Below are 21272 nucleotides of genomic sequence, written 5' to 3' on the forward strand. Positions count from 1 at the left end.
GAGACAGTTAAAAACGGCGCCATCAGGCCTTGCTGCCACCCATCTTGCTCATCCAGCGCTTGCTTTCCTGGTGCATCAGCCAGTCAAACGCCTTGGGCGCATGGCGCTTGAGCATCCACATGCGACGCTCCTTGGCGTGGGGCAGCACCCAGAAGCTCTTGTTGTTCACCGAACGGAAAATATCCTCGGCCACATCCTCGGCGGTTACCGTGGAGCGCTTCATCAGCTTGTTCACGTTCTGCTGAATGCCGGGAATATCTGAACGCATGCTGCTGGTCAGATTGGTCTGGAAAAACGCCGGGCACACGCAGCTCACATGAATACCGGCATCCCGAAGCTCCTGGCTGAGTGTCTCGGACAGGGCGATCACGCCAGCCTTGGTCACATTGTAGCTATCCATCAATGGCGCGAGCATCAACCCTGCCATCGAAGCCACATTTACAAAGGCCCCGGAGCCCTGCTGCTTGAACTGCGGTGTAAACGCCTTACAGCCGCGAACGACGCCGAGCACGTTGATATCGAGAATCCACTCCCAGTCCGCCATGGTGGTGTCCTCGATGGAACCGGCCGAGGCCACGCCGGCGTTGTTCACCATCACATCGACGCCACCCCATTTCTTCACCAGATCATCCCGAACCTTCTCAAAGTCCGTCAGCCGTCGAACATCACACTCAACGAAGTAGCCCTCGCCCCCGGCGGCGTTGATCTCTTTCTCAACACCAACGCCCTGCTCCGGATTGATGTCGCCGATGCAGACTTTCGCGCCTTCTTTGGCATACCGTAATGCAATCGCCCGGCCGAGGCCGCTGGCTCCGCCGGTTATGAATACTCGTTGTGTCATGCTTGGTTTTCTCCGTTATCGTTCGCGCTAGCTATTTGTCATGTTAGGTGCAAGAGCTGCTACCGGGTAGAGCTCCCAGACTCATGTGCAAGCTGTTCAGAATCCAATCCGAATGTTTGCAGGATCGGGTGGGGACAGGTTTCTGAAACTGTGCGGAGCCATGGATGGCGGAGCCCAAGCGTCACAGGGATGTGCCGCAAGGAGCGTGTTTCAGAAGCCTGTCCCCACCCGGTCCCGGCACCAACTGTCGAATACTACTCAGGATTTGTACTTTCGAAGCTCCAGACGAGCCACCATAGCCCGATGCACCTCGTCGGGCCCATCGGCCAGCCGCAGAACCCGAGCATAGGCGAACAATTGCGTCAGCGGGAAGTCGTCATCACTGACCCCGGCCCCACCATGAATCTGAATGGCCTGATCGACAATGGTCTGCAGCATGGACGGAATTACGGCCTTGATCATGGAGACTTCCTGAAGCGCCCCCATGATGCCCTTGGTATCCAGTGCCCAGGCGCATTTCAGCGTCAGCAGGCGGGCCTGCTCAATGGCCATACGGGCATTGGCGATGATATCCGGATTGCCACCCAGTTTGGCGATCGGACGCCCGAAAGCCTCACGACTGGTGGCCCGCTTGATCAGAATCTCCAGCGTGCGCTCGGCCGCGCCGATCGCACGCATGCAATGGTGAACGCGGCCTGGCCCCAGACGACCCTGGGCAATCTCGAAGCCGCGTCCCGGGCCAGCAATGAATGCGCTCTTAGGCAGCCGGACGTTGTCAAACAGTACCTCGCCATGGCCATAGGGCTCATCGTATTCACCGAATACCGGCAGCATGCGCTCAATCTTGACGCCCGGGGTGTCCAGCGGCACCAGCACCATCGAGTGGCGACGGTGCTTGTGGGCATCGGGATCCGTCAGCCCCATGAAGATGGCAACCTTGCAATCAGGGTGTCCGATGCCGGTACTCCACCATTTGCGACCGTTCAAAACAACTTCGTCGCCTTCAATAACGGCGGTGGCTTCCATATTGGTGGCATCGGAGGAGGCTACCGCCGGCTCGGTCATGCAGAAGGCGGAGCGAATCTCACCACTTAGCAAACGCGGCAACCAATCGGCTTTCTGCTCTTCAGAGCCGTAGTGGATCAGTACTTCCATATTGCCCGTATCCGGCGCGTTGCAGTTGAAGATCTCCGGCGCAATAAAGCTGCGCCCGGTTTCCTCGGCAATCAGGGCATAGTCGGAGTTCAGCAGGCCGCAGCCGTATTTGTCGTCCGGAAAGAACATGTTCCAGAGGCCCTGGGCTTTGGCCTTTTCCTTCAGCTCCCGGATGATCGGGAGCACCACCCAGCGGTTATCCAGGGAGGCAAGCTCCTTGTGGTACTGCTCTTCAATGGGAAAAATCTCATCCTTCATGAACTGCTTCACGCGGTTGAGATAATCCTGGCCTCTCTCGGAAATATTGAAATCCATCGCCGTATCCTCGCTGACGGGTGCACGGTGGCGTGCACGGAATAATCACGTTAGGACCAGTCTAGGGATGACCAAACTATTACGCGACTGAATTTTTCTTATCGTTTATTATTAACCATACTTATTGTTAATTTCCAAAGAACGGACCCCACTCATGGCCCTTAACCGCCTGGACCTGAACCTGCTGCACGTCTTCGACACCATCTATCGGGAAGGAAGCCTGACCCGCGCGGCCAGGGCGCTGCATCTGACCCAGCCGGCCGTCAGTCATTCACTATCCAGGCTGAGGGATCATTTTGATGACCTACTGTTTACCCGCCAGGGCAATCAGATGGTGCCAACACCTTTGGCCCGCCGGTTCCTCGAATCCATGCGCCCAGGTCTCACCCAGATCCAGGGCGCGGTGAACCAGTTTCATGCTTTTGATCCGGCGACTCAGCGCAAAACCTATTCCCTGGGACTGCGGGACATCCTGGAATCCACTTTCCTGCCCCGCTTGATGAAACGTCTTGAAGCCTATCCGGAGTTGGAGATTGTGAGCCAGCGTGTCGCGCGGCGCGACATGGAGACGCAGCTGGCCGCGGGCAAACTGGATTTTGCGGTGGATGTGCTGCTTCCGGTCAGCAACCAGACCTCCCATGAACTACTGCGGCGTGACCGCCTGGTAGTGCTGGCCCGAGAGGATCACCCGCTGACAGAGGCGGCTTTGGACATGGAAGGATACCTGTCCGCAAAGCACGTGCTGGTGTCGTCACGGACCGAGGGACCCGGAATAGAAGACTTCGAACTATCCAGACTGGGGGTTCAGCGCAACATCCGGCTAAGGTGCCAGCATTACTACGCCGCTTGCCGAGTGGTGGAGGAAACCGATCTTCTCCTGACAATGCCGGAGGCCTATGCCCGCATTATTGCCGAGCGGGCCAACATCCGGATCATGGACCCGCCGGCGGACCTGCCGTCCATCGACGTGCACCTGTATTGGCATAAGGCTTATGAAAGAGAGCCAGCTCTGATCTGGTTCCGGGAGCAGCTGAAAGCGATCAGTTGACGATCAGTAGGCGCCAACCAACATCAGAAAACCGAAAAATCCGATGGCCGTGATCCCCAGGGAGGCCACTACAATGCCCAGCCCCCACCAGACAGCAGCGCCATCGGATATGTCCACACCGTGGCCACGGAGGGTTCGGTAGAAGGCCCAGGGACCCAGGACAAAGGCACCGACTACTGCGAAAACCAGCCCGACGCTGATCCCGGCGAAGGTCCAAGTTGCCAGAACCATAGCGCGGTCTTTGACCTGGTCAGTCACGCCATGGTGTTCGAGAAATTTCTTGCAGAAAAACCAGATCAATGCGAACAGGATGACGACGAAAACCAACCCGCCCACAAAGGTAATCATTCTGTATAGCAAGATATTGTTCCTGTCAGTTCAAAGGCGATTTAAGCCGGGAACACGGGCTCCGGAAGGCATTCAAAACCCGGTTTGGCAAATAGATAGCCCTGGTAGAGATTGATGCCCTGGGAGCGAAGCCAGAAATACTCTTCCTTCGTTTCGACGCCCTCGGCAATAATCTCACCGCCCAGCTGTTTCATCATCGTGATGATTCCAGCCACCACCGCCTGCTTGTTCGGTTCGTTATGAATATTACGAACCAAAGCCATATCCAGTTTAAGGAGATTGGGCGGGCTCGCCATCATAATGTTGTAGCGCGAAAAGCCGGCGCCAAAGTCATCAATGGCGGTACTGAACCCCATTTCCTGGTAAGCCTCGATGATGGACACGAGGTGTTCGACCGAGGTTGAGTTAAGCGCCTCGTCCTCGGTCAGCTCGAAAATGATTTTACGGGTATCGAAATCGTAGGTCTTGGCCGCTGCCAGGGTTGTACGAATACAGTATTCGGCCCGGTAGACCGCATTCGGCATGAAATTGATGCTGAGCATCGTGTCCATGCCCAGCCTGGCGGCCAGCTTTACCGCCTTCACCCGGCATACCTGATCAAACGCATAGCGATTGTGCTCATTTACCTTAGAGAGAACGCTCATTGCGCCCTCACCTTCCGTGCCCCTCACCAGTGCTTCATAGGCAAAAACAGATTTGTTGATAACATCGACTATTGGCTGAAATGCGAAGCTGAAGGAAAAATCCAGTCCCGCTCCACAGGCACATTGCTCACAATGAGACTCATCAAAAAGTACGGCGGGTTGGTTCACTTCAACTCCTGACTGCAGTTCTGGCGGTTTTACAGTGTTTATTAGACATGTTTTTGACCAATATAGCTGCGAACCCCTCCCTGGTAAAACCACTTTGTGGTTAAAGCATGTCAAACGGTGGCATCCCCGGATTACATGACTAAACTGGGGTTTGTTTATACGTATCTGTCCCCAAAAGGAGTTTCCCGAATGGCCCAATCTACCCGTATCGCTGTAACCCCGGGCGACGGCATAGGCCCCGAAGTGGTGGCCGAGGCTGTGCGCTGCCTGGAAACCCTGCGTGCAAAACACGGCCTGGACCTTGAGTGGACGCGATTCCCCTGGCCCTCCCACGCCTGGCACGAAGAACATGGTGAATCCATGCCGGCGGATGCCCTGGCCCAGCTTCAGAAATACGACGCCATTCTTTTGGGCGCCCTTGGCGATCCGGGCCCTATGGACGATCCGGACCGCTACCTGTTACCAGACAGCATCTCCCTGGCCCCGTTGCTGGACATGCGCAAGGGGTTCGACCAGTGGGTCTGCGAGCGTCCGGCCCGGCTTTTGCCGGGCGCCCGGCAGTATCTGGCGGACGAACGCGCCAAAGACATCGACATGCTTGTGATTCGGGAAAACTCCGAGGGTGAATATGTCAGCCAGGGCGGGCGGTTGCGCAAAGGCACGCCGGACGAAGTGGCCACGCAGATGGAGGTATTTACACGCAAAGCAACCGACCGGATCATCCGCTATGGGTTCGAACAGGCGCGAAACCGTGCTGCTGATCGGGTCAAGGAAGGCCGGACGCGGACCTTCCGGACACTGGATGGCCGCACCTGCGAAAGCCAGGTTTGCCTGATTACCAAGCGGAATGCCCTGCGGTACTGGGGTGATATGTACACCGAAGCCTTTGACGAAATCAGCAAAGAATACCCGGATGTGGCGACGCACCATGAACTGGTGGACGCGGCCTGCATGAAGTTTGTCCAAAGCCCCTGGGCTTTCGATGTCGTGGTGGCCAGCAACCTCCAGGGTGACATTCTGACGGATCTTGCCGCAGTGCTTTCAGGAGGCATGGGCGTTGCACCTTCCTGCAACCTGAATCCCACCGATCCGGATATGCCCTCTATGTTCGAGCCCACCCACGGCAGCGCTCCGGATATCGCCGGGCAGGGCCTCGCAGACCCCACCGCCATGCTTTTCACTGCCGCCCGCATGCTCGAATGGCTGGGGCGCAAGGATCCCGCCATTGCCGCCGCAGGGAAGGAACTGTTCGATGCTGTGGCTGCAGACCTGGCCGAAAACTCAGGTCGTCGGCGTGGCACCCGCGAAATCGGTTCTGCAATCTGCGAGAGACTGTCCCAGTAAACCAGGGCTACTGGTCGGCCATGACGAATTCCAGCCGGCCAGGCGCCACCCGCACATCCACCGGCATCATACCGAACATACGCTGGGCGAAATCGGTTTCGTCCAGCCGGTATACCGGCATGGTCTCCAGCATCTGTGCCACCAGCCGCATGACCGTATCGGTTACCGGCTTCAGATCCCCCTTGAAGAACGGAGAGTCGATACTGCTTTCAAGAAGTTGCAATCGCCGTATGAAGATGGCTTTCTCCGAACTGTCGTAAACCGGTGCACCCTCAACCTTCAGGGCAATATCCACCGGTAGCTTCGCCATCAACGCATTCAGGGCAACCTGCCCCCTCACATCGATTACTGCCACGTCCCGGCCATCAGGCCCCAGGGTGATGTTGGCGTCATCGAGACTCAGGCTCAGCGGGGAGCCGCTGTTCAACTGGTTTCGATCAAATTCGCTCACAACATCCTGGAGATGCCTCTCCAGCTCGCCTTCGGAAATCGAATAAGGCGACAGACTGGCGCAGCCGCTGGCAAGCACCACCACCAGGACCAGAAGCGTGCGGCAAACATACAGCGACGTTCTATTCATTCTCAGCCCGGGCCTCTACATGAGGCGTCAGATTGTCGTCAAAAACCACGCGCAACAGTATGGGCCTGCAGCAGACCTGGCAATCCTCGACATACTCCTGTTCCGGCACTGACGGGTCGACGCTGATATCCAGCGTCTCCCAGCAGTACGGGCACTGAATCAATACCGAGTCCAGGGCCGACATGGCATCACCTCAGAACTGTTGTTTGGCCATCCACGGAATGACGCGATCAAACGCCTCTTCCAGTTTCTCGCAGGTTGTGGAGAAACTGATCCTGACGGCATTGGTACACCCTTCACCGAAGGCATCACCGGGCACCATGCAGACACCGGTTTCCTTCAGCATCCGCAGGGCCAGATCCGAACCGTCCACATGGGGTGGAAGGTCAGGAAACGCAAAAAAAGCACCGCCCGGCTTGTACCCGGTCATGTAGGGGGTCTGATCAACCAGTTCAACCACCTTGTCCCGACGTTCCCGGTAAATGTCGACCATATCGCGAACGCACTGCTGGTCCCCCGTGAGCGCTGCCACACCGGCAAACTGGGAGGGCGTATTGGCCACCGACGTGGTGAACATATGGTAGCGCCGCAGCGATTTTATGGCGGCCTGGCTGGAAATCACCCAGCCAACACGCAGCCCCGCCATACTGTAGGTTTTGGAAAAGCTGCTGATGCACATGATGTTGTCCAGATCCATCGAGCAGTTCAGCACACTGGCGAAGTCGTCATCATCAAAGATCAGATGGTCGTAGACTTCGTCCGCATAAACCTGGATACCCCGGTAGGCACACTCCTCAAGGATGGTTTCAACAGTGCTGCGCGGATAAACCGCCCCGGTCGGGTTGTTCGGGTTGTTCAGGATCAGCGCGAAGGTGCGGGGCCCCATCGCCCGGATTACCTCATCCGGATCCAGCTGGTGGTTGTTCTCCGCCCGGGTCTGGACGAATTTTACCTCGCCACCATTCATCCGGATCAGGGGCGCATACAGCAGGAAGGACGGGTCCGTTACGATAAACTGCCGCCCTGGCGCAGAGGTGGCGGAAATGGCCAGGTACATGGCCTCTGTAGCGCCGCTGGTAATCAGGATGTTGTCCCGGGTAAGTTTGCGGTTGTAACGCTTGCCGTAGTAGTCACGCAGGGCCACCAGCAGCTCCGGGAGTCCGGCATCCATGGTGTAGCCTGTCTGGCCCGCATTGAGCGCATCGATATAGGCATCAATGACATGCTTGGGGGTGGGCAGATCCGGCTGACCGATGGAAAGATGAATGACATCCTTCATGGTGGCCGCCATATTCACCATGCGCCTGATGCCGGGCACCGGAATCGCCTGCATGGCAGGGTTCCAACTGGCCTTGTTCTTCCGGTACTTCACTCGACGCGGTTTGGTCTGGCCGGTTTCTTTGTTGGCGGCTTCTGCCATAAACACCTCCTGCAAACGGGGCAAATAGAATCCACTCCTGCAGGTTAGTCAGTATGGCAAGCCTCTACAAGACAAAAAATCATATAGATGATGTACGTGAAAGTACCGCCATCACCGCGGTCAGAGCAAAATCTGTTGCCCCGCAAGTTGACCCGACAGTACCTGCCGACCAGACTGTAAATTGGCCATGGACGAACACTAGGCACAGACAGTCACTCATCATCATAGGCGGAGGCTCAATGACTCAGCACAGCAAACCTGTTGTTACCGTTCTCACCGCACCCGGGGAACAGGAACCGCCAGGAATGGACGCCGTCAGGGCCCGCGCAGATGTGCGCTTTGCCTGTGACGAGCCGACCCTTCGCGACACCTTGCCCGGCACCGACATCATGATGGTGACGGACTTTCGCACAGAGGCCCTGGCGGCCGCCTGGCACACGGCAGACAAGCTGAAATGGATCCACGCCACCAGTGCTGGCGTTGATGCACTGATGTTCCCGGACCTGATCAAAGGCGATGTCACCGTGACCAACGCCCGCGGCATTTTCGACCGTACCATTGCCGAGTACGTGCTCTGCACCATCCTGATGTTCGCCAAGGATTTCCCGAACTCCATCCGGCTGCAGATGAAGCACCAGTGGAAGCACCGGGACACCGAGCGCGCAGAAGGCAAGCAGGTTCTGGTTGTTGGAGCAGGCTCTATCGGCCGCCAGATCGGCCGGCTGGTTGGCGCTGCCGGATTGAAGGCCCACGGCATTGCCCGCAAACCGAGAAAAGAGGATCCGGATTTTGTCGCGGTGCACGGCAACGACGACCTATACGAGCAGCTGGGGCACGCGGACTTCGTGGTAATTGCAGCACCGCTGACACCCCAGACCGAGGGTCTGTTTGACGAGAAAGCCTTCAAGGCCATGAAAAAGTCCGCCCGACTGATCAACATCGGCCGCGGCCCGATCGTCAAAACCGATGATCTGATAACAGCCCTGAAAAATGGCGAAATCGCCGGCGCCGGACTGGATGTCTTCGAGGAAGAGCCGCTAGCAGAAGATCACCCGCTCTGGGACATGGAGAACGTCACGATGACCGCCCATATGGCCGGCGACTTCATCGGCTGGAAGCGGGCCCTGACCGACCAGTTCCTGGAGAACTTCGACCGCTGGCACAAGGGCGAGGAGTTGTTCAACCTGGTGGACAAGGAACTGGGGTACGCCGGTAGCAAGTAGTTGAGTCCGGAGCCAGGGGTGTGGGCGACCGTAGGTCGGATTGGCCTTAGGCGTAATCCGACTATACTCGCCTACACACGATTACTTGCGGAAAACCTCTGCTGCAAAGGCAACAAATCAAACACACGTTCCGGATTATTCGGATCCACCAGCTCCGTCGGTGACTTGTAAACCCGAGGCGTGCTGTAAAGCAGCTTCAGCGCCGTACCATGCGGCATGGCCACATACCGCTCAGCATGATTCTCCTCCAGCCACCGACGCACCCGCGGCGCCATGTTGTGGCCCATTTTCGGAAAGAAGTGATGTTCAACGTGGTGACTGAACCGGAAATGCAGCCGGTCCAGCAGCGGGTGGCTGCGCAGACTCATGGAGTTATCCAGCGGGTTGTTGGTTGCCGTTTGCGGGCGCAGGAAATGATTGGTGAGGATATAGCCCTGCCCCAAAGCGTTGGCGGCCATAAATGGAATCAAAACCGTAAATACCGCCAGCGGTCCGGACACGATTGCCAGCACGGCCCACGCTGCTACACAAGCGAACGATTGCCGGATAGCCTTGCGGCGATCAAACCCTTTGAATTGCTTCCGCCGTTTGGCCTGGAACCACAGCACCAACTGGGCGTGAAAGGTAAAGGAATATGTCAGAAACAGGTAGCTGTACCAGGTCCCTGAACCGGGAGCCAGCTTGGTGAACTTCTTCTGCTTCGGGTCCGCGTTGTAGCGACGCAAGGTACCAAAACTATCCGGGTCTACATCGCCGGCATTGGTATTGCCGTGATGAACCACATTATGCCAACGGCGCCAGAACTCAGGCGGCACGATCAACGGCCCGAACCCCAGCCAGCCGAAAAAGTTCTGCCAGCGCCGGCTCATACCCAGCGCCCCGTGTAGAACCTCATGGGCCAGCAACGCCTGACAACCAATGGTGTGGCCCACCAGCAGACCCAGCCCCAGATTCGCATACCACGGCAGTCCCGCCAGCAAAATGGTGAAAATGCCTCCCCAGATCATCAGTTGCAACGGCAGGAACCAGATGACCCGCCAGGTTTGCGGCTTGAACGTATCCGCCGGCAGTTCCTTCTTCATTCTATCCCTGAGTTCCCGCTCGTCCGGCTTGCCAAAAACGGTCTGGCCCAGCGAGTCGGGTTGTACGGCAGCGTTCATTTGTCACCTTTGGCTAATCGGTTAAATCAGTCACAAGAATATTTCAGAGTACAAATGTGCGCTGAATTTAACTGACAAAGCGAACAGTGGCAACACCCATAATCGGAAACAGAGGTAAAGACCACAAAAACTGGAACACTCGTACCGATTTCATCAAGCAGAAGAGTCGTTCTGAGAATTTGGAGTGCCGCATGGATAGGGCCTCCACAGGATGTCTTTGGCCATGGATGGCCAAAGCCAAGCGCACATGGGTGAGGCCGAGCGTTTATAAAGCGAAGCTTCATGCGACAGCCGAACGACAGCAATCTGTGATTGCTGGCTGGACCCGCTTGCGGGTGCTCGTAGCGGTCCTGAGGAGGCCCTTTTCATTCGGCACCACCCCCAAGGACGAGGACCACAATAAAAGAAACAAAAACGGGAGCCCGTAGGCTCCCGCTCGCTATCAATTCAAACCAGTAAAACCAAATCAGCTACCAGACAACGACTGATCCGAAGGATCGATCTCCATCTGCTGAATCGCAATCACAGCCTGGGTCCGATTCCGAACCCCAAGCTTCCGGAACACCGCCGTGATATGCGCCTTGATGGTTGCTTCGGAAACATCCAGATCATAGGCAATCTGCTTGTTCAGAAGCCCCTCGGCCAGCATACCCAGCACCCGGAACTGCTGTGGCGTAAGCGACGCCAACTTCTCGGAAAAGTCCGTGGCATCCGAATGCATCCGCTCGATCTTCTCAGCCACTCCCGCCGGCAACCAGACATCCCCTTCCAGGACCGCCTGAATCGCCTCCGTGATGGTGGGCAATGGCGCCGACTTCGGAATAAAGCCGGAAGCGCCGTAGTCAATCGAGCGGCGCATCACCTGTAATTCCTCGGAACCTGACACAACCACCACCGGCAGCCCCGGGTATTGCCCGCGCATGAACACAAGCCCGGAGAAGCCGTGGGCACCCGGCATATTGAGATCCAGCAGAACCAGATCCGCATCCGGATGCGACTCTACCGCCGCCTGCAGTGCCTTGATGCTGTCGACTTCCACCGTCTCGGCATCGGGCACCGCCTGACTGACCGCCTGCTTCAATGCTGCGCGAAACAGCGGGTGATCATCAGCGACGATAATTGTTTGTGCCATTCAACAAATTCCTTACAGGTACGTGGCCTGGTAACACACAGGCGTTACTGGTTCGCACGACCGCTGATCAGGTCATCGACTACACCCGGATCTGCCAGCGTCGACGTATCACCCAACTGGTCGTGCTCGTTAGAGGCAATCTTACGCAAAATCCGGCGCATAATCTTGCCAGAACGGGTTTTCGGCAGTCCAGGCGCCCACTGGATCACATCCGGCGAGGCAATCGGGCCGATTTCCTTGCGGACCCACTGCACCAGCTCTTTCTTCAACTCATCAGAAGGCTCTTCGCCATGAACCAGGGTTACGTAGACGTAAATGCCCTGCCCCTTGATTTCATGGGGATAGCCAACGACGGCCGCTTCGGCGACTTTATCATGAGCAACCAGCGCGCTCTCTACTTCCGCTGTACCCAAGCGGTGACCGGACACGTTCAGAACGTCGTCCACTCGGCCGGTGATCCAGTAGTAGCCGTCCTCATCGCGACGGGCGCCATCACCGGTAAAGTACATGCCCTTGTAGGTGCTGAAATAGGTCTGGGCGAAACGTTCATGATCGCCATAGATTGTGCGCATCTGGCCCGGCCAGCTGTCCAGGATGACCAGGTTACCCTCGGTCTTGCCCTCAAGAATATTGCCGTCGTTATCCACCAGTGCCGGCTGGACACCGAAGAAAGGAACGGTTGCGGAGCCGGGTTTCAGATCAATGGCGCCGGGCAGAGGCGATATCAGGATGCCGCCGGTCTCGGTCTGCCACCAGGTGTCCACGATCGGGCACTTGCTGTTGCCGATAACCCGGTGGTACCACTCCCAGGCTTCAGGGTTGATGGGTTCACCCACGGAGCCCAGCAATTTCAGGCTTTCACGGGTCGTGCCGTTCATGCAGGACTCGCCTTCAGCCATCAGGGCACGGATCGCGGTCGGTGCGGTGTAGAGAATATTGACCTTGTGTTTGTCGACCACCTGCCCCATGCGCGAGCTGTCCGGGTAGTTAGGCACACCTTCGAACAGAACGGTGATGGCACCGTTGGCCAACGGGCCATAAAGGATGTAGCTATGGCCGGTGACCCAACCAAAATCGGCCGTGCACCAGTACACGTCACCCGGGTGATAATCGAACACATACTCGTGGGTCATGGAGGCATAGACCATGTACCCGCCGGTGGTGTGGAGCACACCCTTCGGTGCGCCAGTGGAGCCGGAAGTGTAAAGCATGAACAACGGATCTTCGGCGTTCATGGGCTCTGGCGGGCAGTCTGCAGAGGCAGACTTCATCAGATCTTCGTAACGCTCGTCGCGGGCGTCATTCCAGGGCACTTCGGAATTACCGGTGCGGGTGACAACCACGACTTTCTCTACATTGGCCGTGTCTTCGTTCTTGAGGGCCGCATCCACGTTCTTCTTCAACGGAATCTTGCGGCCGCCGCGAACACCCTCATCGGCAGTCACCACGAAACGGGATTTGCCGTTTACAATGCGCGCACCCAGAGCTTCGGGAGAGAAACCACCAAAAACCACAGAGTGGATTGCGCCGATCCGGGCGCAGGCCAGCATGGCGACGGCTGTCTCGACAATCATTGGCATGTAGATGGTAACTACATCACCCTTTTTCACCCCCAGCCCTTTCAGGACGTTGGCGAATTTGCTTGTTTCTTCGTGCAGTTCGCGATAGGTCACGTGACGCGAATCGGCAGGATCATCACCTTCAAAGATGATGGCGGTCTGGTCGCCACGCTTCTCAAGGTGACGATCCAGGCAGTTGGCAGAGGCATTCAGCTGGCCATCTTCGAACCATTTGATGGACAGATTGTTGTAATCGTAGGTCGTGTTTTTCACCTTGGTGTAGGGCTTGATCCACTCAAGGCGCTTGCCGTGCTCACCCCAGAAGGTATCCGGGTCATCGACTGACTGGCGATACATTTTTTCGTACTGTTCCCGGTTAAGAAGCGCCTGCTTGGCAACTTCCGGACTTACCGGATATACCTGTTTATCAGTCATTGTGCTCCCCCTTTAGTCAGAGTCTGTTGTCATTGTCGGTTTTGGAATTCAGACGTTAAGGCCTCTCCGGCCCTTTAGACGGATAGAAGTAGTTCACCATGCTAGCCACTACACAATGAATTAGACTAACGTCCTAATCCGCCTGAACTTTTAGCCCAAAACAGTCGATAAACCGCAAGAAAACAACGGTAAATTGCGCCGAACGAGAAGCTTTTAAAAGGATAGTTCGGTTGGAGCCGATGGCAAACCGGGAAGGATAGCGGCCGCTAAAAAAAGCCCGGTCTGCGAGACCGGGCTTTGGATTCATGCTGCCTTTTTACGGGCCTTGGCTGAGCGCAGGCTATATACCTTGCGCTCCTTGAGGGCATAGCGGTTAAGACCCGCAAGGTGAATCTTGCGCAGGTATACCGCCCAGTCAATCTGACGTGCGTCTACCGGAAACAGCACCTTGTCCAGCTCCCCCATCCTGGCGGCCAGGGCCAGCAGGTCGTCATTGCGGAAGATATAGTCCGGCGCGGTATAGAAACCAAAGATGGTTGCCAGGGAGCGGGTGGTATCCAGGTTGCGAAGCACTTTCAGCTCGCGGTTCTGGCCCAGCATACGCAAGACTTTCCCGGTAATGCTCAGGGGAATGCGCACCCCGCCGACAACGGCGTCGAACAACCGGCGGTTCACCGCAATAAAGGGCTTGGTCGGCTGGCGATAGAACAGCTGATCGTATTCTGCGAAGTTGGTTTTGGATTCCGCCATCAGGTGATCAATGAATTGCCCCAGGGAAACCGGGTTAGAGCTGCCACTGCAACATTGGTATATCCGGTGACAGGGAGTATCAGCAATGGCTTCGGCAGCGGCCAGGATGATTGCATTGGCCACCAGATCCACGGGGATCACATCGATAATGCCGGACCGCTTGCCCGGGAATAGCGTAACCTTCTCTCGAGCGTAGGCAAGGATGATCGCGTCGGCCACCTTCACGCCCTCAATCCAGCCCGGCGCGGGCTCCTCGAGTGCGCTCTCGATAATCGATGGACGGACAATGGTCAGGGCACGCCCTGCCAGGGCCTTGAGCAAAAGCTGCTCACCCAACCACTTGGTAAAGGTGTAGGTATCGCTCCAGCCGTAATGGTTGGCTTCACGGATGCCAAGGTCCACCAGCTTCTTTTCAAGCATTTTTCCCGAATAGCGAGAACGAACGTCCGCAATCTTGTCTTCCAGCAGCCGAACCAGTTCCTCGATCTCGTAATAGCCTTCCGTACTCCGGGGGATAGGCTCACCGGCCGGCTTGATTACCGTCTCAGTGATCTGCCCCGAATTCATGCCGTTCACATAACAGGTGGAAACCTGAAGAACCGCCAGGGACTTGTTCTGTCGGGCAAGTTCGGCGACGTTTTCAAGGCACTGCGTATTGATCGCAAGCGCCTTGTCGAGCTCTTCACGGAAATTCACACTGGCGGCGGAATTGATGACCACATCAATACCTCCGGCCAGTTTGCGGAAACGGTCTGCGGACAGGCCAAACAATGGCTCGGTCACTTCCCCGGTCACGCAGTGCACGCGCTCATCGATAAAGGTTTCGAACGCTTCGTTGTCATCCTGGCGCAGCCGATCAAAGACTGACGAGGTCGCGATCTCGTCAAAAAACCGCTCCCGGGCATTGGGATGGCGCTTGTTACCACGGATCAGCAGGTGAATGCCGCCGATGTCAGGGACGGCGCGAATCAGCTTTTCCAGTACCACCTTGCCGAGAAAACCGGTGGTGCCGGTAATCAGAACATGCTTGCCCCTTAGCCGCTCAAGTACTTTGGACGACGCTTCGGGATTCAACTGCTGTGTTGCCATGGGAGAACTCCTTCTCATTTCGATTCGTTGTCGGCGCACACCTGCCAACCAAAGAAAAGTTTGTGAATCAGGTACGGAAGACTCAGTGCATATTGCGGGCCACGATTCGGATTTATGCTCAATCCTTGCACAACTTTATTTACAGAGCGGTGACACACAGCAAAGTTACGCTACAAAAAGTGCTAATAAAATGACGGAAAAGGAGGCAGGTATTTTTACCGGTCAGGAGCGTCCCTGATCATTACCTGAAAGAGACCGCAGGAGCTGATCCAGGGAGATATCCGCCGGCTGCTCCTTCAGCACCCGCACCAGGCGATCCTGCTCGCCAAAGCTGATTCGGTCGTAGAAAGGCTCGCGCAGTACCGGGTGGATCAACTCACGGCTTTGCGGTTCCTGTGCGGGGGGCGAAATCTGGTCCGCCAGGTCACGGAGGTGGATCGCCAGATGACTCTTGCGCTCGGGGCTGAGATTCTCCCACTGGAACGCTCCCAGTCCGGTCTGGATAATCTCGATGACATCACTATCCAGCGTGCTCCCAAGCAGTGCAAAAAGCCGAGTGAATGCTTCATAACGCAGCAGTGGGTCGATCGGTGCTTCACTGAACACCGCCTCAATCTCATCCACGGCCTTCAGGCACCGATGCTTCAGCGATGGCGTCTCGTTCCCGGTTTGAGGTTCGGGCTTGCCCAACGCTTTCGGATTTGCCGATTCCCTTTTTGACACCTTATGCCAGTAAGCCGCAATGCCTGCCTTTCGCCTGGGCAGCTGGGAAAGCCTCACGTCCAGCATGTCGGCAAGGGTGTGGAACTGTCGGCATGAGGGGTCCGACACAGGCAGAAGCGCGACAGGCTTCTGGTTGAGAACCGACTGGCGAAGGGTCTCGTCGCGCCAGATGCCACCCATGTAGTGGAGCGAGATCCCCAGGTGGCGCTGGGCAGCGGCATCCAGACGCTGGAAGACGGACCTGGCCTGGCTGGCCCCCTGGGCCATATTCACAAGAATGCTAGGTATCCGATTGTAGCCCCTGCGCCTGAGCACCTTGATCAGCGAGAAGGCGTCCGTCAGGGACGCGGGATCCGGGGTCACCACCATACAAGCCAGTTCTGTTGCGGCAATCATATGGAGCCCGGCAGCCTGCAGGCCGGCAGCGGTATCGGTAATGACGTAATCGTAACGATTTTCCAGGTTATAGAGTGCCCGCAGGATTCGAAGGCTCTCGGTCGGCCCCATGTCCATGCACTCCTGGACACCGGAGGCCCCTGGTACAATGTGCAGCCCGTAATCGGTCTCAAGGATGACGTCCTCCAGACGACACTCTCCGGCCATCACATTGGCAAGGGTTTTTCTCGGGTACAGGCCAACCATGATGCTGACATTGGCAAGGTCGGTGTCGCCATCCAGCAACAAAACCCGGTTATCCTGCCTTGCCAGGGTGAGCGCAAGATTCAGGGCGACCGAGGTCTTACCCACCCCACCTTTACCGCCAGCAATTGCGATGGTGCGGGGTTGGTTCGGATTGTGCTTGACAGGTTCTCTGGCGTTCATCACCGGTAATCTAGGTCCCTGATTTTTCGGTTTTCAGTATTTTAACCTGTAAAAATTCTACACATATCACGAATCAGATAATATATTGCTTAAAAAAAGAGCAATAAGTATTTAATAACGACGGATTATTGTCTAAGCTCTTTTCGGACAATAAGAATGAACGCTCCGTCAGATACTGACTTTTTCGTCGCACGGCAGGTAAGCCTATGCACATCGCGCCTGATCTACAGCTACCGAGTCTACCGGAGGTGACCCTGCGGGCGCTCGATGCATGCCATCAGGACGAGAGCTACCGAAAAATCAGCGAAATTGTCTCTGCCGATACGGCGCTGGTGGCTCGCATACTGGCACTGGCCAATTCCGCCCTTTACGGCCCCTCTACCCCCATTCGATCGGTTGACCAGGCACTCCTCAGACTCGGCACCCGCCGTTTTCACACCCTGGTTCTGACCGCAGCCCTGAGACAGCTGCTGTTCGAGCTGGGCGGCGAGGAATGGCAGCAACTCAGAGACTTCTGGCGCCACTCGCTGACTACCGCACTAACCGCACGGGCGTTGGCAACGCTTACCCGGTATCCGGAGCCAGACGAAGCCTTCATGCTGGGCATGCTTCACAACATCGGCGAACTGATCGCTATTAAAACGCCAGCCACCGAGGCGAAGCAACACTATCTTGATCACCAGTCAGACATTGCCGCCGAACTCGTGGCTTCCTGGGGCCTGGGCCCCATGGCAGCCGATGCTATGCGCTATCAGCAGGCGCTGCCCTCGGAACTGAGGGACGCCGGCCACCTGGTGAAGCTGATCAGTCTCGCAACCCGCCTGGCTCTGTCCGATGCCGCCGGCATTGCAGCGGCAGGCACGGTATTCGGGCTCAACGAAGAACTGACCCGTGAAATCAACCGCCGCATCGGTCATGAAGTCTCCGGCATGGCGGCCTCCATGGGAATCCCGCTGGACGAGGATTACTGTGGCGAAAGTGCCTCTAGGCAGCTGAAACAGACCATTCTTCGTCAGGCCATGGCGAACCAGGCCATCAACCTGGCCGACCTGACCGGTGAAACCGAAGATATTCTCGCCGAAACCGTCAACAGCCTCACCCTGATCACAGGCCTTCCGGCACTGTGCTTTGGACACACGGGAGACAATCTCGTGCTCCTGTCCGGCACCATTGGCGACATCCCCGAACTTGCGGTAACTGCCAAGCCAGGCGGGAGTGTTCTCACGGAAGCTTTTATTTCCGGGCTGCCAGTCAGCCTTGGGGAACGTTCACCCACGGTACTGGACCGTCAGTTACTCTCGCTATTACACACACCGTCACTGCTGGCCGTGCCGGTGAAGGGCGGCGACGATTGCCCGGGCGTCTTCGCCCTGGGAACCGACAACGACCATCTACCGACGACTCTGGAACTGGCTGATATCTTTACCCGCCAGCTGTCCTCCGTGCTGGCAAACCGAAATCTTGCGACCGCCAGCGCAGAGGCCGGATCAGAAGGGCTGGATCAGGAAATAGCCCGCGAACGGCTGCGCAAACAGGTGCACGAGGTCAGCAACCCGCTTACCATCATCAGACAATACATTTATCAGCTCCGCGGCAGGCTCGAGGATGCCGGCGTCCAGCAGGAACTGGACGTCATTCGGGATGAGCTGGACCGGGCCGGTAACCTTTTACTGCAAATGAGTCATACTGACGCCGTAGGACCGGGTGATGAAGGAGTTGAGCTCAATACTGAGCTGGAAAGTCTCGCACGTATCCTTGAAGATAGCCTGTTCAGCTCCGGGAACCGAAATCTGAAGCTATCACTGTGCAGCGAACCAACACGGGTTGCGGCCAGCACCACCAGAATTCGCCAAGTAGTGATCAACCTGGTTCGTAACGCTGCGGAAAGCCTACCCGAGGATAGTGGCACTGTTGAAATTCATACCGCTTCTCCAGTGTGGCAGAATCATCGCACCTGGGTTGAGCTGGAAATCAAAGATACAGGTAGAGGAATACCCGGTGAAATACGGGACACCCTGTTCTCACCGGTAAAAACCACAAAGGGAGAAGGCCACAGCGGTTTGGGCCTGAGTATTGTGAAGCAGCTAGTCGATGACATGGAGGGCATCATAGCTTGTCGGACGGGGCAGGAAGGCACCACCTTCAGGATTCTGCTTCCGGCGGCCAGCCATAAAAAGAACGAGACAGACTGACGCACAAACGACGGATACAGACCGATGGTACCTGAACAAACTGATCAGCCTTTCAGTCACGGGTTAACGGCACGGATACTGGTAGCGGACGATGAACCTCGTCTGCTGCATACGCTGGCTTCGCTGTTGCGCAACCGGGGCTACGAGGTTGCAGAAGCACACGGTGGTCGAAAAGCCTGTGACCTGATTGATCAGGAACCATTCGATTTGGCGCTATTGGACCTCCGGATGCCAGAGGTCAACGGCTTCGATGTCATGGCCCACCTTGCCAATGGGCAACCGGATTGCGGAGTGATTGTGGTCAGCGGCGAAAGCTCTTTCAGCGCCGTAAGCCGAGCCCTTCGCCGGGGTGCCCTGGACTACATCCGCAAACCCTTCGACCCTGAAGAGCTGCTGGCCACCGTTGAGAGCGTTATCGGAAAGAAGTCTCTGCTCGAGGCCCACGAGCACATACAGATGCGGCTCGAGAAATCCGAGGCCCTGCATCGCTACATCGTAAACAGCTCCCCCGACATCGTTTTCATGCTCGATCAGGACGGCCACTTCTGCTTTGTGAACAGCAAGGTCGAGAGCCTGCTCGGATACCAGCCTGCGGAACTCTGTGGCCAACACTTCCGACACATCCTTGATGATCGTGACGTGACCCGGGGAACCCTGGCGCTCAAGGGCCCCAACATCACCGCGGACAACCCCAGGACCCTCGAGGTTCGCCTGAAGACCCGGGGCAGCCGCCGGGCAACCCGACACTTCGAGATAACAGCCTTTCCAATCGATCCGCAGACCTGGCCCCATTCCGGATCCACCCAGGGCGGCGGAAATGGCAATGGCGCGCGCTATTACGGCACCGCCCGTGATGTCACCGAGCGAAAGGAAGCCGAAGCATTCATCAATTTCCAGGCCTATCACGACCTGCTGACGCGCCTGCCAAACCGGGCCCTTTTCAAGGACCGTCTCGAGCTTGCGATCACCCACGCCAAACGTGGCGGTCAGAAACTCGCCGTGATGTTCCTGGATCTGGACCGTTTCAAGGTCATCAACGATACCCTCGGCCACGCCATGGGTGATCGATTGCTGCAGGCGGTAACCCACCGTCTTGAAAAATGTCTGCGCAAGGGCGATACCCTGTCCCGCTTCGGTGGCGACGAATTCACCCTGCTACTGCCCTCGATCCACAATCACGAAGATGCCAGACAGATCGCCAAGAAGCTGATCGATGCCCTCAGGGCGCCTTTTCAACTGGGTGATCACGAGGTGTTCGTGGGTGTGAGTATCGGTATCGCCATCTTCCCGGAAGCCGGCGAATTCATGGATCAGTTGATCCAGAACGCAGACATCGCCATGTATCACGTCAAGGGCAAGGGTAAGGACGGGTACCGATTCTATTCCGACAGCATGAGTATCGATACGGCCAACCGTCTTAACCTGGAGCGGGATTTGCGCCTGGCTCTGGAGCGGGACGAGTTGAGGGTGTTTTACCAACCCCAGGTGTGTTCCAAAACCAACCGGATCGTCGGCCTCGAGGCCTTGGTCCGCTGGCAGCACCCCGAACGGGGACTGCTCTACCCCAGAGATTTTCTGCCCCTGGCGGAGGAGACCAAACTGATCGGCCAGCTCAGTGAACGGGTTCTGGATCAGGCCTGCCAGGACGTTGGCCGCTGGATCCGGGCCGGCCACGACGATCTCAGGCTGGCCGTGAACCTGTCCCCTATCCAGGTGGAACACCCGCGATTTGTGGAAACCCTGATGCAGCAGGTAAAAGCCCACAATTTCCCGGCAGGCAACCTGGAAATCGAGATCACCGAAAACGTGATCATGAACGACCTTGAGCAGATTTCCCAAAAACTCCGGGAACTGGCGGCTCTGGGTGTCCGCATAGCAATTGACGATTTTGGCACCGGCTATTCGTCATTGAATTACCTACACCGCCTCCCTATCCATACCCTGAAGGTCGACCAATCCTTCGTAAAGGCCATCCGCAGCGGCGACGACGGCGCGTGTATCGTGAATGCCATCGTCGCCATGGCTCACGGACTGAAGCTGGAGATTGTTGCCGAAGGCGTGGAAACCGACGAGCAACTGGAATACCTTCGAGGCCTTGGCTGCCATCAGGTTCAGGGCTTTTTCTATGGCCCTGCCAGGCCAGCCGTCGAAATTTCCAGAACCCTGGGCACCATACGAGCCAAAGCCGCATCATTCTGATAGACGATTATTGATTGTCTGACACTCAGATATAAAACCGCGATCTGGTTTGCAAAGCATTGCAGTACGTTACTTTGTGTATCCGGAAATGCGCATTACTGCACATATTTCTCCCATCCTGTTCT

Annotated in this window: 17 protein-coding genes; 5 read left to right on the forward strand and 12 right to left on the reverse strand. The window is 56.8% G+C overall.

The genetic code is table 11. The features are described from left to right. Positions 1-22: 22 nt before the first annotated feature. On the reverse strand, positions 23-841 hold the full coding sequence (locus tag GJU83_RS13025; RefSeq protein ID WP_069184157.1) for an SDR family oxidoreductase: 819 nt from the start codon (positions 839-841) through the stop codon (positions 23-25). 258 nt (positions 842-1099) lie between these two features. Beyond that, positions 1100-2311 (reverse strand): acyl-CoA dehydrogenase family protein, encoded by a 1212-nt coding sequence (locus GJU83_RS13030; RefSeq protein ID WP_069184156.1) that lies wholly within the window; start codon positions 2309-2311, stop codon positions 1100-1102. A 154-nt stretch (positions 2312-2465) separates the two neighbouring features. Here GJU83_RS13030 and GJU83_RS13035 point away from each other — a divergent pair, with 154 nt between their 5' ends. Then, entirely contained in the window at positions 2466-3359 is an 894-nt protein-coding gene (locus GJU83_RS13035; RefSeq protein WP_069184155.1) for a LysR family transcriptional regulator, read from the forward strand. 3 nt (positions 3360-3362) lie between these two features. Here the strand turns inward: GJU83_RS13035 and GJU83_RS13040 are convergent, their stop codons facing one another. Beyond that, entirely contained in the window at positions 3363-3719 is a 357-nt protein-coding gene (locus GJU83_RS13040) for a hypothetical protein (protein ID WP_227514557.1), read from the reverse strand. Positions 3720-3748: 29 nt separating this feature from the next. After that, the gene (locus GJU83_RS13045) at positions 3749-4519 is read right to left on the reverse strand and encodes an EAL domain-containing protein (RefSeq protein WP_174805046.1); all 771 of its coding nucleotides are present in this window, start codon (positions 4517-4519) and stop codon (positions 3749-3751) included. Between the two features lie 189 nt (positions 4520-4708). Here GJU83_RS13045 and GJU83_RS13050 point away from each other — a divergent pair, with 189 nt between their 5' ends. After that, positions 4709-5863 carry an isocitrate/isopropylmalate dehydrogenase family protein gene (locus GJU83_RS13050; protein ID WP_153634523.1) on the forward strand — a complete coding sequence of 385 codons (1155 nt, stop codon included), beginning with the start codon at positions 4709-4711 and terminating at the stop codon, positions 5861-5863. 7 nt (positions 5864-5870) lie between these two features. On the opposite strand, the gene GJU83_RS13055 is transcribed toward GJU83_RS13050, so the two are convergent. From GJU83_RS13055 to GJU83_RS13065, 3 genes are read right to left on the reverse strand one after another with little or no spacing between them, the layout of a single operon-like run. Continuing rightward, complete coding sequence (locus GJU83_RS13055) at positions 5871-6443, reverse strand: YceB family lipoprotein (RefSeq protein ID WP_069184152.1); 573 nt, start codon at positions 6441-6443, stop codon at positions 5871-5873. After that, positions 6436-6627 (reverse strand): CPXCG motif-containing cysteine-rich protein, encoded by a 192-nt coding sequence (locus tag GJU83_RS13060; protein WP_069184151.1) that lies wholly within the window; start codon positions 6625-6627, stop codon positions 6436-6438. The genes GJU83_RS13055 and GJU83_RS13060 overlap by 8 nt, the downstream gene beginning before the upstream one ends. 9 nt (positions 6628-6636) lie before the next feature. Continuing rightward, positions 6637-7863 (reverse strand): pyridoxal phosphate-dependent aminotransferase, encoded by a 1227-nt coding sequence (locus GJU83_RS13065; RefSeq protein ID WP_069184150.1) that lies wholly within the window; start codon positions 7861-7863, stop codon positions 6637-6639. 239 nt (positions 7864-8102) lie between these two features. On the opposite strand from GJU83_RS13065, the gene GJU83_RS13070 reads away from it, so the two are divergent. After that, on the forward strand, positions 8103-9086 hold the full coding sequence (locus GJU83_RS13070) for a D-2-hydroxyacid dehydrogenase (RefSeq protein ID WP_174805047.1): 984 nt from the start codon (positions 8103-8105) through the stop codon (positions 9084-9086). Between the two features lie 71 nt (positions 9087-9157). On the opposite strand, the gene GJU83_RS13075 is transcribed toward GJU83_RS13070, so the two are convergent. The 5 genes from GJU83_RS13075 to GJU83_RS13095 form a co-directional block, all read right to left on the reverse strand. Continuing rightward, complete coding sequence (locus GJU83_RS13075) at positions 9158-10246, reverse strand: fatty acid desaturase family protein (RefSeq protein ID WP_069184148.1); 1089 nt, start codon at positions 10244-10246, stop codon at positions 9158-9160. A 466-nt stretch (positions 10247-10712) separates the two neighbouring features. Further along, positions 10713-11378 (reverse strand): LuxR C-terminal-related transcriptional regulator, encoded by a 666-nt coding sequence (locus tag GJU83_RS13080; protein WP_069184146.1) that lies wholly within the window; start codon positions 11376-11378, stop codon positions 10713-10715. Positions 11379-11422: 44 nt separating this feature from the next. After that, complete coding sequence (acs, locus tag GJU83_RS13085) at positions 11423-13372, reverse strand: acetate--CoA ligase (RefSeq protein ID WP_069184145.1); 1950 nt, start codon at positions 13370-13372, stop codon at positions 11423-11425. Positions 13373-13675: 303 nt separating this feature from the next. Beyond that, on the reverse strand, positions 13676-15211 hold the full coding sequence (locus GJU83_RS13090) for a fatty acyl-CoA reductase (RefSeq protein ID WP_069184144.1): 1536 nt from the start codon (positions 15209-15211) through the stop codon (positions 13676-13678). A 222-nt stretch (positions 15212-15433) separates the two neighbouring features. After that, on the reverse strand, positions 15434-16756 hold the full coding sequence (locus GJU83_RS13095; RefSeq protein ID WP_069184143.1) for a MinD/ParA family protein: 1323 nt from the start codon (positions 16754-16756) through the stop codon (positions 15434-15436). A 206-nt stretch (positions 16757-16962) separates the two neighbouring features. On the opposite strand from GJU83_RS13095, the gene GJU83_RS13100 reads away from it, so the two are divergent. Beyond that, complete coding sequence (locus GJU83_RS13100; RefSeq protein ID WP_069184142.1) at positions 16963-18948, forward strand: HDOD domain-containing protein; 1986 nt, start codon at positions 16963-16965, stop codon at positions 18946-18948. Positions 18949-18972: 24 nt separating this feature from the next. Beyond that, positions 18973-21147 carry a putative bifunctional diguanylate cyclase/phosphodiesterase gene (locus GJU83_RS13105; protein WP_069184141.1) on the forward strand — a complete coding sequence of 725 codons (2175 nt, stop codon included), beginning with the start codon at positions 18973-18975 and terminating at the stop codon, positions 21145-21147. Positions 21148-21272 lie beyond the last annotated feature (125 nt).

This window comes from Marinobacter salsuginis, from assembly GCF_009617755.1.
Classification (GTDB): Bacteria; Pseudomonadota; Gammaproteobacteria; order Pseudomonadales; family Oleiphilaceae; genus Marinobacter; species Marinobacter salsuginis.